The organism is Pseudomonas sp. TE3911 (genome assembly GCF_054062775.1).
Map to the genome: position 1 here is coordinate 779,997 of NZ_JBSSFP010000001.1, position 10,370 is coordinate 790,366.

Here is a 10,370-nt window from a genome sequence, read left to right on the forward strand (position 1 = left end):
AGTTGCCTAAGTGAGTAAGCACCATGAGCCTTTCCCTTCGCGACCAGTTGCTCAAAGCAGGTCTGGTCAACCAAAAGCAGGCCAAGCAGGTCGGCAAAGAGAAACAGAAGCAGCAGCGCCTGGTCCACAAAGGCCAAGCCGAGGTCGATGACACCCAGGCACGCCTGGCTGCCGAGGCACACGCCGAAAAGGTCAAACGTGACCAGGAGCTGAATCGCCAGCAGCAGGAAAAAGCCGAGGCCAAGGCCCGCACGGCTCAGGTCAAGCAATTGATCGAAACCTCGCGCCTGCCCAAGCTGACCACCGAGGATTACTACAACTTCGTGGATGACAAGAAGGTCAAGCGCCTGTCGGTCAACACGCTGATGCGTAACAAGCTGAGCAACGGCTCCTTGGCGATCGTGCACCACGGCGGCGGCTACGAAGTGATCCCGCGTGAAGCGGCGCTGAAGATTCAGGAGCGCGCACCAGAGCGCATTGTGCAACTCAACATCCTCACAGAAAGCCAGGTGTCGGATGAGGACGATCCGTACGCGGCTTACCAGATCCCGGATGATCTGATGTGGTAAAGCGTTCAAGCACCTGAGTGGTAAGCAGTACCTCTCAAAACAACAAACCCCGCTCAAAAGGCGGGGTTTGTGTTTTCAGGCGTCGGGCTGCGTGGGCCTTGTGCCGAAATCCTGCGAATATTCAGGAGCTTTGTGCCTGGCGTTTCATCTCAAGCGACTCAAGCTCGTTTTTATAATTGTGAGCGTCGCTCTCGTTGTGAAACATGCCGACCAGCAGGTCTTGTTGGTGTACATCCCAGATGTGAATCCCATGGCCCAGCGCTTCGTGGGACATATGTGCATCGTCGCGTTCAGTTACTTTTACAGTCATCTGCTTGCTCCAATTTCTGGTGGGTATGCGGCAAGTCGTCGCAGGTCTTTTTATACGATTTGTTAGCTTGCTAAGTAAACCGCTTTGGCGGTTTATGACAGAAGTTTCATGTTGGGCGGCAGCCTGATAGGGCTGTGTTGGTCATGCCGGCGCCATCGGGAGCAAGCCCCCTCCCACAGGGGTAAGTGTTCGCAGTTCAAATGTGGGAGGGGGCTTGCTCCCGATGATGGCAGACACTTGAACCCAAAATCCCCAGACGAAAAAAAGCCCCGCATTCAGCGAGGCTCTTGTTCAGCTCATCCGCGCAATCAGTTGCCTTTGACAGCCTTGCCGTCAACGGTACCGTCTTGCAGCATGATGTTGTATTCCTTGCCGTCGGTCTCAACCTGACGCAGGGCGACCAGGATGCCGCCCTGGTCCTTGGCAAACCACATCTGGGTGATGCGCTTGCTTTGGGTCGGGTCACGCACGCGCTCGACCTTGATCGCGTCGATGGAGCCTACCTTGGTCTGGACCTTTTCCGGGCCGATCACGCGGAAGTCGTAGGTGTCGACGTCGGTCCCTTCAACCACGTTGTAGCTCATGCTTTTCTTGCCGGCTGCCACATCGCGTTGCAATGCGAGCTGGTAGGTCGACTTGTCGAGCATGTTGCTTTGCAGGGCCACGTTCACTGGGTCTTTGTTTTCAAAACCGGTGACTTTCTTGGCGGTCTGGTCGAAGTCCAGGTTGATTTTCTTTGCCTTGCCCAGGCCGCCACGTTCGAAGCTGTAGCTCACGGGTTGCAGGGTGTCCTTGTCGAAGCGGATCACGCTGGTTTCGGTCAGGCTGGCGATCATCATGGATGCCTTGAAATTCAAGGTCCACGAGCCGTTGTCGTTCTTGGTCAGGCTGCGCTCAGCCGAACCACTCATGGGCAACTGTTTCCAGTCGGCGGTGTAGCTGGCGGAGAAGGGGTGAAGGTCGGCTGCCTGCACGGCAGGCAAGGCGAACAGCGCAACAGCGAAAAGCAAGGCGCGACGCATAAAATCTCCTAGGTTCGAATCAAGTGGCCGCTGGCCGCAAGTAACTGACCGTCCAATAATGCACCCTGGTCACCAAGAATCAACCGCCCCTCGGCAAACCAGCGCACAGCCAGCGGGTAAATCCTGTGTTCCTGGGTATGAACCCGTTGCGCAAGTGTCTGCGCCGAGTCGTCAGACTCTACCGGAACCACTGCCTGTACGACCAGAGGCCCGCCATCGAGTTCCTCGGTGACAAAGTGCACGCTGCAGCCATGCTCACTGTCACCGGCTTCAAGGGCGCGCTGATGGGTGTGCATGCCTTTGTATTTGGGCAGCAGGGAAGGGTGGATATTCAGCAGGCGCCCGTCGTAGTGCCGCACGAAATCGCCGCTGAGGATTCGCATGAATCCGGCCAGTACCACGAGTTTGGGGTTGAAGGCATCGATGAGTTCGATCAAGGCGCTGTCGAAGGCCTCGCGGCCCTCGAAAGCCTTGTGATCCAGCGAGCGGGTTTCGATACCCGCGTCCCTGGCACGTTGCAGGCCGAAGGCGTCGCTGCGGTTGGAGATCACCGCAGCGATGCGCACCGGGCTGTCGCCGGTGCGCGTGCTGTCGATCAGGGCCTGCAAGTTACTGCCGGTGCCGGAGAGCAGCACCACAACATCACAGGTCTGAGACATCAATGAGCCTTGAGGTTCTTCAGTTCAACCTGGGCCGCGCCCTCGGCAGCGGTGGCGATCTGGCCGATGACCCAAGGCTGCTCGCCGGCTTCACGCAGGACGTTCAGCGCAGTTTCAACGTGCTCTTGCGCTACGCAGATCACCATGCCCACGCCGCAGTTCAGCACGCGGTGCATTTCGGTTTCATTGACGTTGCCTTTCTCTTGCAGCCAGTCAAATACCGCAGGACGCTGCCAGCTGGCCACGTCGACGATCGCCTGAGCGCCTTTTGGCAGGACGCGCGGGATGTTGTCCAGCAGGCCGCCGCCGGTGATGTGGGCCATGGCTTTGACCGCGCCAGTGTCCTTGATCAGCTTGAGCAGTGGCTTGACGTAGATGCGGGTCGGGGCCATCAGCAGGTCGGTCAGTGGCTTGCCGTCGAGTTGGATGTTCTCGATGTCCGCACCGGACACTTCGATGATCTTGCGGATCAGCGAGTAGCCGTTGGAGTGCGGGCCAGAGGATGGCAGGGCGAGCAGGGCGTCACCGGCAGCCACTTTGGAACCGTCGATGATTTCGGCTTTCTCTACAACACCCACGCAGAAACCGGCCAGGTCGTAGTCTTCGCCTTCGTACATGCCTGGCATTTCAGCGGTTTCGCCGCCTACCAGGGAGCAACCCGACAGTTCGCAACCCGCGCCAATGCCGGTTACCACTTGGGTAGCGGTCTCGACGTTGAGCTTGCCGGTGGCGTAGTAGTCAAGGAAGAACAATGGCTCGGCGCCGCATACCACCAGGTCGTTGACGCACATGGCCACCAGGTCGATGCCGATGCTGTCGTGCTTGTTCAGGTTCAGTGCCAGGCGCAGCTTGGTGCCCACACCGTCGGTGCCGGAAACCAGAACAGGCTGCTTGTAGCCGGCCGGGATTTCGCAGAGGGCGCCAAAACCGCCCAGGCCGCCCATGACTTCGGGGCGCGCAGTGCGCTTGGCGACGCTCTTGATGCGTTCGACCAATGCTTCACCGGCGTCGATGTCTACACCGGCGTCCTTGTAGCTCAGGGAGGGTTGCTTGCTCATGATCCAGGCCTTTAGGGGGGATTCAGGGGTAACGACCGAGCGGGCAGGGGCTTTTGGTAAAAGGCCCAGCCGATGACGGTCTGCGAAGGCGCGCGATTTTATCAGGCTTGAGGGGCAGCGGCCATCCTCGGGCCGACGGGCAGGGCCATATAGGTTAAAAAAATGCTAATCGCGTCAGCCGTGGCACGTATTAAGGTATAGCCTTGAACCCGCTATCGTTATGACAGCATGAAAACTTACCAGGACTCTGTGAATGTTTTACCGGTTGCCGTGGTCACAGCCTTGGCAAACCGAGTTCACGCGGTCTGTTCCAGCCGCTAAATTTGTCGTTCGGGAATCTTCCATGCGTCTGTGTAAATTCTTCTTTATGGGCTGCTTGTCGTTGGTCAGCCTGGCGAGTCATGCCGAAACCCTCAATGGTCTTTATCAAGTACTTGAACCCGTCAGCAGCCAATCGCCCCAAGAGCGCGACCAGGCCACCCAGCGCGCGGTGCAGACCCTGGTAATCCGTCTGACCGGCGACGCCAAAGCCGCCGACGGCCCAGGCCTGGCGGCGATTCGCAAGGATCCGCAGCAAATCATCACGCAATACGGTTACGACGCCGGCCCACCCGAGAGTCTGCAAGTGGATTTCGACCCGGTCAGCACCGACCGCGCTCTGCGTGATGCGGGCCTGTCGATCTGGGGCAGCAATCGGCCGTCGATCCTCGGCTGGTGGTTGAACGATTCCACTGAAGGCAGCAGCCTGGTGGGGGATGGCCAGACCGTCGCCCAGGCGCTGCGTCATGCAGCCCAGCACCGTGGCTTGCCGTTGCGTCTGCCGCTGGGCGATCTGGATGAGCAGGTCGTCGCCACGGCGCCGAACCTGGAGAGTGCCGACGCCACACCGTTGCGCGCCGCATCCGAGCGCTACGGCGCCGACGCGTTGCTTGCCGTGCACGCGCGTCAGGAAGGTAACCAATGGCAGGCCAAATGGCGCCTGTGGCTGGGCGACAAGAGCGAACAGGGCACAGCCCAAGGCCCCGACACCGGCGCGGTGGCCGACGCAGTGATGCTGGCGGTCAGCCAGAAATTGGCGCCGCGTTTTGCGGTCAAGCCTGGCGTGAGCACCGAACAACTGCTGGAAGTGCAGGGGATGACCCTGGAGCGCTACGCGGCACTGGGTCATCTGCTGGAGCCGTTTGGTGGCCAGCCGCAGTGGGTTGACGGCAATCGCATTGTGTATCGGGTTAACGGGAGCGCCGATCAGTTGCGCACCCAGTTGAGCCTGGCCAAGCTGCAGGAGATCCCTGCGGGCGAGTCGCCGGCTACGCAGCCAGTCGCTGAGGGCGCGCAACCGGCCGCTGCGCCTGAGCCTCAGGCGCAACTGCGTTTTCGTTGGTAACAGTTCTTCCTTATATAGAAGCAATGGAGTGGTTTATGGCGGATACGCGTCGTTGGGTGTGGCTTGGCGGGATCGTCCTGCTGTGCGTTTTTGTGTTCTTGCTGCATTCGATCCTGACGCCGTTCCTGGTTGCGTTGCTGCTGGCCTATCTGTTCGATCCGGTGGTGGATCGTTTGGAGAAAGCCGGGCTGTCGCGGACCTTGGGCGTAGTGGCGGTGTTTGCGCTGTTCACCTTGATCATCACCGCGCTGGTGCTGGTGTTGGTGCCGATGCTGGCCAAGCAACTGTTTCGTCTCTATGAGTTGGCGCCGCAGATGCTCGACTGGTTGCAGCACACGGCAATGCCGTGGGCCCAGGCCAAGTTGGGGTTGTCGGACGGCTTCTGGAAGTTCGATAAGGTCAAGGCGGCGATCAGTGAGCATATGGGGCAAACCACCGATATCGTCGGTGTGATCCTCAGTCAGGCGACTGCGTCGAGCCTGGCGTTGATCGGCTGGCTGACCAATCTCGTGCTGATCCCGGTGGTGGCGTTCTATCTGCTGCGCGACTGGGACATCATGATGGCCAAGATCCGCAGCTTGCTGCCGCGTGATCGTGAGGAGCGCATCGTCTCCCTGGCCGGTGAGTGCCATGAAGTCCTTGGCGCATTCGTGCGTGGCCAGTTGCTGGTGATGCTGGCCCTGGGCGTTATCTACGCCGCCGGCCTGATGGCCATCGGCCTGGAGCTGGGCCTGTTGATCGGCCTGATCGCTGGCCTGGCGGCTATCGTTCCTTATATGGGCTTTGTGATCGGCATCGGCGCGGCGCTCGTGGCTGGCCTGTTCCAGTTTGGTGGTGATCTGTATCCGATGCTCGGGATTGTCGCGGTGTTCATGGTCGGCCAGGCCCTTGAGGGCATGGTGCTGACGCCGTTGTTGGTGGGTGACCGGATCGGTCTGCACCCGGTGGCGGTAATCTTTGCGATCCTGGCGGGGGGCGAGCTGTTTGGCTTTACCGGCATCTTGCTGGCATTGCCGGTGGCGGCGGTGATCATGGTGCTGGTGCGCCATATGCACGATTTGTACAAGGATTCGGATGTGTACACGGGCGTCGAAGACCCCGACCTGTAACCGCTGCTTCATAAACCCGGCTTCGGCCGGGTTTGTTGTTTATGGGGGGATGGCGTCAAACAATCCGCGTAAAACCGGCAAGTTAACGCAAACCTTTGATTTTGCTTGTGGTCTGCTGCATTGTGCGCCCCGCGTCACGGGTATAAACTTTGCAAACTTTACACAGAGGCCACTAGCGGTTCGATGGGAGCCGTTCAGTCAGCATGAAACCGATTCAGCTGCCCTTAGGTGTGCGTCTGCGTGATGACGCCACCTTTATCAATTACTACCCAGGCGCCAATGCCGCTGCACTCGGCTATGTCGAGCGGCTCTGCGAAGCCGACGCCGGGTGGACTGAAAGCCTGATCTATCTGTGGGGCAAGCACGGCGTGGGGCGTACTCACCTGTTGCAGGCCGCCTGCTTGCGCTTCGAGCAAATGGGCGAGCCGGCGGTGTACCTGCCTTTGGCTGAATTGATGGACCGCGGTATCGGGATCTTCGACAACCTTGAGCAATACGAGCTGGTATGCCTGGATGACCTACAGGCGATTGCTGGCAAGGCCGATTGGGAAGAGGCGCTGTTTCATCTGTTCAACCGCCTGCGAGACAGCGGACGGCGCTTGTTGATTGCTGCCTCCACATCGCCCCGCGAGTTGCCCGTCAAACTGGCCGACCTCAAGTCGCGCCTTACCCTGGCGCTGATCTTCCAGATGCGCCCGCTCTCCGACGAAGACAAATTGCGCGCCCTGCAACTGCGTGCTTCTCGCCGCGGCCTGCACCTCACCGACGAAGTCGGACACTTTATCCTCACCCGTGGCACTCGCAGCATGAGTGCGTTGTTCGATTTGCTCGAACAGCTCGATCAAGCCTCTTTGCAGGCCCAGCGTAAACTGACCATTCCCTTTCTCAAAGAAACCCTCGGCTGGTAGCAACCCCTTTGTTTGCAGGGGTTTTGGCAAATTCCAGGCGTCAGAAAACCCGCGTTTGAGCCGGTTTGGCCACGCGAAAGGCGCTTATAGGGTGTTAAGGGCTTAGATGTCATAGTCCAAACAGGAAGTCACATAGATCACGATTGAATTTGCAAATCGATGTGATAGAGGGCATAGTCTCGGCTTCTTTACACATCAGCCACGGTCGTGCCCATGCTAAATCGCTTCGCACCCCTCGTGCCTCTCGCACTCGTTACCCTGTTGTTTGGTTGCGCCTCCCACCCTCAGCAGGTGGTTGAGCAGCAAAAGCCTCAACAACATTCCCAGGCAAAATTTGTTGCAGCGCAGTCTTCCACTGTCTATGAGGAAGAAGTTGCAACAGAGAAAGAACTGGCCGATTTCTCCGGCAGCAAGCCTTATCAGCTTCCAGTTCTGGCCGACAGCATTCTCGAACGCGGCATGTCCCTGATCGGTACCCGTTACCGTTTTGGCGGTACTTCCGAAGCCGGTTTCGACTGCAGCGGTTTCATCGGCTATCTGTTTCGTGAAGAAGCTGGCATGAACTTGCCACGCTCCACTCGCGAAATGATCAACGTGAACGCACCGTTGGTCGCGCGCAACAACCTCAAGCCCGGTGATCTGCTTTTCTTCAGTACTGCAGGTCGTGGTCGTGTCAGTCACGCCGGTATTTACCTGGGTGATAACCAGTTTATCCACTCCAGCAGCCGTCGCAGTGGCGGTGTCCGAGTCGACAACCTGGGCGACAGTTACTGGAGCAAAACCTTCATCGAAGCCAAGCGTGCACTCGCCATGGCCCCGACGACCGTTACCGCTAGCAAGTAAACTTAAAGTGATACTTGAAGTTTGACGTGTAAGCGCTAGAATCCCTGGACATTGTTGTAATCCGTTCGCGCGAGCCTTGCTTGCGCGTTCTGGTTTTCAGCGTTCGGCAGCGAAAGCCGCATCCAGATCAGGATTGTTCTGCACATGTCGACGTCAGCCCGCCTAGTTCTTCTCGTTTGCGCCGCGCTGCTCAGCGCCTGCGCCAGCCGTCCGCCGCCTGCTCCTGTCGCGGCCAAGCCCAAGCCGGTATTCAACTACGCCACCCAGAATTTCTCGCCTGCTGCCGAAGACGTGCTCTTCCGTGCGCTGGGCCTGGTCGGCACGCCTTATCGCTGGGGCGGCAACACGCCGGACTCGGGCTTTGATTGCAGTGGCCTGATCGGCTTTGTGTTCCGTGACGCCGCCGGCATTTCCCTGCCACGCACTACCCGTGAGCTGATCGTGATGCGCGCTCAGGACGTGAGTGAGCAGAACCTGCAAACAGGTGACCTGCTGTTCTTCGCCACCGGTGGTGGTTCGCAGGTCAGCCATGCTGGGATCTATGTGGGCGAGGGCCGCTTTGTCCATGCGCCGCAAACCGGCGGTACGGTGAAGCTCGATACCCTGTCCAAGGCGTATTGGCAGAATGCCTATCTGAGCGCCAAGCGGGTATTGCCAGCAAACCTGGCACGTAATCCCTGAACCCAATACCTAACTAAATGTGGGAGGGGGCTTGCCCCCGATAGCGAAGTATCAGTCACAGTATCTGTGCCTGACCCACTGCTATCGGGAGCAAGCCCCCTCCCACATTGGTTTTGTGATGCTTCTGGGGGCGTTTATTTGGCCGCCGACACCCGCCATACCTTGTTCCCCACGTCATCCGCCACCAGCAAGTCCCCTTGCTGATCAATCACCACGCCCACTGGGCGGCCCATGGCTTTCTCATCTTTATCGAGGAAGCCGGTCAGCACGTCCACCGGCTGACCTTTAGGCTGGCCTGCCTCGAATGGCACGAAAATCACCTTGTAGCCGCTGTGCGGCTTGCGATTCCACGAGCCATGCTGGCCGATGAATGCGCCGTTGCTGAACGGCGCCGGGAGTTTGCTGCCCTCGGCGAACGTCAGGCCCAAAGAAGCGGTGTGCGGCCCTACGGCGTAGTCCGGCGCAATGGCCTTGGCGACCAGGTCCGGGTTCTGCGGCGTGACGCGCACATCCACATGCTGGCCGTAATAGCTGAACGGCCAGCCATAGAAACCGCCGTCCTTGACCGAGGTGATGTAGTCCGGCACCAGGTCGCTGCCGATCTCGTCGCGCTCGTTCACCGCTGTCCACAGCTTGCCGCTCTGCGGTTCCCAAGCCATACCATTGGGGTTGCGCAGGCCGGAGGCGAAAATACGGTGCTGGCCGCTGGCGCGGTCGACTTCCCAGATCGCGGCACGCCCCTGTTCCGCCTCCAGGCCGTTTTCACCGACATTGCTGTTTGAGCCGACGCTCACGTACAGCTTGCTGCCATCCTTGCTGGCCACCACGTTTTTCGTCCAGTGATGGTTCAGCGGACCGCCTGGCAAGTCGACCACCTTGGAGCCTTGGGCCTTGATGGCAGTTTCGCCTGGCTGATAGGGGAAACGCAGCAGCTTGTCCGAGTCGGCCACATACAGGTCGTTTCCGACCAGGGTCATACCGAACGGCGAATTGAGGTTTTCCAGGAACACCGTACGTGTTTCGGCGACGCCGTCGTGGTCGGCATCGCGCAATAGAGTGATACGGTTCGGGCTCGGCACCCCGGCGCCGGCACGTCCCATGACCTTCTCCATGACCCAGCCGCGTATGCCCTTGGCGTCATCCGGTTTGGGCGGTGCGTTGGTTTCCGCCACCAGCACATCGCCATTGGGCAACACATACAGCCAGCGCGGGTGGTCGAGGCCCTCGGCGAACGCGGCCACTTGGGTGCCGGGGGCTGCCGTTGGCTTCGCGCCATCTGGCCAGCCGATGGCTGGAGCGATGTTGACGGTAGGGATCAGCGTTTTGTTCGGTTCCGGCAGTCGGGGCGAGGGGCCGGTGCCGTCGGAAACCTTCAGGGTTGAGCTTTCTCCGCACGCCGCGAGGGTGCCGGCAAGCATGATTAACAGGGCGAGTCTGGTTTTATGCATGGTGTTCTCCTTGATACCTGTAAGGGTAGAGGAGGGCGGTGGTGCGATGGTTCAAGTACTCGACTAGCTTTCATTGACGCTCCACCCCCAACCCACTAACCTTCGCCGCTTGTTCCAGGTGCTCTGTGACCCGTGGGTCGACAGAGTGAAACAGGGAAGCCGGTGAGTGAGCGCGCTTGTACACAGCGCCGCCGCAATTCCGGCGCTGCCCCCGCAACGGTAAATGAGTCAAGACGCTGCTTTTGCCACTGTATCGCGTGCGATATGGGAAGGCGCAGCGTTGGCCTGCTTGCTCTCTACAAGAGCTGCGCCACTCATGAGCCCGGAGACCGGCCTGGATCATCCAACAGCATCACGGTGGGCGATGCTTGGCTGTCTG

The 10,370-nt window shown here is 59.5% G+C and carries 11 protein-coding genes and 1 riboswitch; of the genes, 6 read left to right on the plus strand and 5 right to left on the minus strand.

Annotated features, from left to right (window positions below; all coding sequences use genetic code 11):
* Positions 1–23 precede the first annotated feature (23 nt).
* A complete protein-coding gene (locus ACVWXD_RS03625) occupies positions 24–569 on the plus strand; it encodes a DUF2058 domain-containing protein (protein WP_457370690.1) in 546 nt (181 codons plus the stop codon).
* 121 nt (positions 570–690) lie between these two features.
* Here the strand turns inward: ACVWXD_RS03625 and ACVWXD_RS03630 are convergent, their stop codons facing one another.
* From ACVWXD_RS03630 to purM, 4 genes are all read right to left on the minus strand, one after another.
* Positions 691–879, minus strand: a complete 189-nt coding sequence (locus ACVWXD_RS03630) for a hypothetical protein (protein ID WP_032887774.1) — start codon at positions 877–879, stop codon at positions 691–693.
* Between the two features lie 308 nt (positions 880–1,187).
* Positions 1,188–1,901, minus strand: coding sequence for a DUF3108 domain-containing protein (locus ACVWXD_RS03635; RefSeq protein ID WP_032887775.1), 714 nt, complete (start codon positions 1,899–1,901; stop codon positions 1,188–1,190).
* 8 nt (positions 1,902–1,909) lie between these two features.
* Positions 1,910–2,560: a phosphoribosylglycinamide formyltransferase gene (gene purN, locus ACVWXD_RS03640; RefSeq protein ID WP_457370691.1), complete on the minus strand. Its 651-nt coding sequence runs from the start codon at positions 2,558–2,560 to the stop codon at positions 1,910–1,912.
* Entirely contained in the window at positions 2,560–3,618 is a 1,059-nt protein-coding gene (purM, locus tag ACVWXD_RS03645) for a phosphoribosylformylglycinamidine cyclo-ligase (RefSeq protein ID WP_014719398.1), read from the minus strand. The genes purN and purM overlap by 1 nt, the downstream gene beginning before the upstream one ends.
* A gap of 343 nt (positions 3,619–3,961) precedes the next feature.
* Between purM and ACVWXD_RS03650 the strand changes: the two genes are divergently transcribed.
* The 5 genes from ACVWXD_RS03650 to ACVWXD_RS03670 all read left to right on the plus strand — a co-directional run bounded on the left by ACVWXD_RS03650 (position 3,962) and on the right by ACVWXD_RS03670 (position 8,543).
* Entirely contained in the window at positions 3,962–5,002 is a 1,041-nt protein-coding gene (locus ACVWXD_RS03650) for a DUF2066 domain-containing protein (protein ID WP_122754449.1), read from the plus strand.
* A gap of 35 nt (positions 5,003–5,037) precedes the next feature.
* A complete protein-coding gene (locus ACVWXD_RS03655) occupies positions 5,038–6,111 on the plus strand; it encodes an AI-2E family transporter (protein WP_032887781.1) in 1,074 nt (357 codons plus the stop codon).
* A 203-nt stretch (positions 6,112–6,314) separates the two neighbouring features.
* Complete coding sequence (gene hda, locus ACVWXD_RS03660) at positions 6,315–7,019, plus strand: DnaA regulatory inactivator Hda (RefSeq protein WP_032887783.1); 705 nt, start codon at positions 6,315–6,317, stop codon at positions 7,017–7,019.
* A 213-nt stretch (positions 7,020–7,232) separates the two neighbouring features.
* Positions 7,233–7,862, plus strand: a complete 630-nt coding sequence (locus ACVWXD_RS03665; protein ID WP_032887785.1) for a C40 family peptidase — start codon at positions 7,233–7,235, stop codon at positions 7,860–7,862.
* 144 nt (positions 7,863–8,006) lie between these two features.
* The gene (locus ACVWXD_RS03670) at positions 8,007–8,543 is read left to right on the plus strand and encodes a C40 family peptidase (RefSeq protein ID WP_032887787.1); all 537 of its coding nucleotides are present in this window, start codon (positions 8,007–8,009) and stop codon (positions 8,541–8,543) included.
* 134 nt (positions 8,544–8,677) lie between these two features.
* On the opposite strand, the gene ACVWXD_RS03675 is transcribed toward ACVWXD_RS03670, so the two are convergent.
* Positions 8,678–9,991 carry a PQQ-dependent sugar dehydrogenase gene (locus ACVWXD_RS03675; protein WP_122754448.1) on the minus strand — a complete coding sequence of 438 codons (1,314 nt, stop codon included), beginning with the start codon at positions 9,989–9,991 and terminating at the stop codon, positions 8,678–8,680.
* A gap of 99 nt (positions 9,992–10,090) precedes the next feature.
* Positions 10,091–10,343: riboswitch (cobalamin riboswitch) on the plus strand.
* The last annotated feature ends 27 nt before the right edge of the window (positions 10,344–10,370 follow it).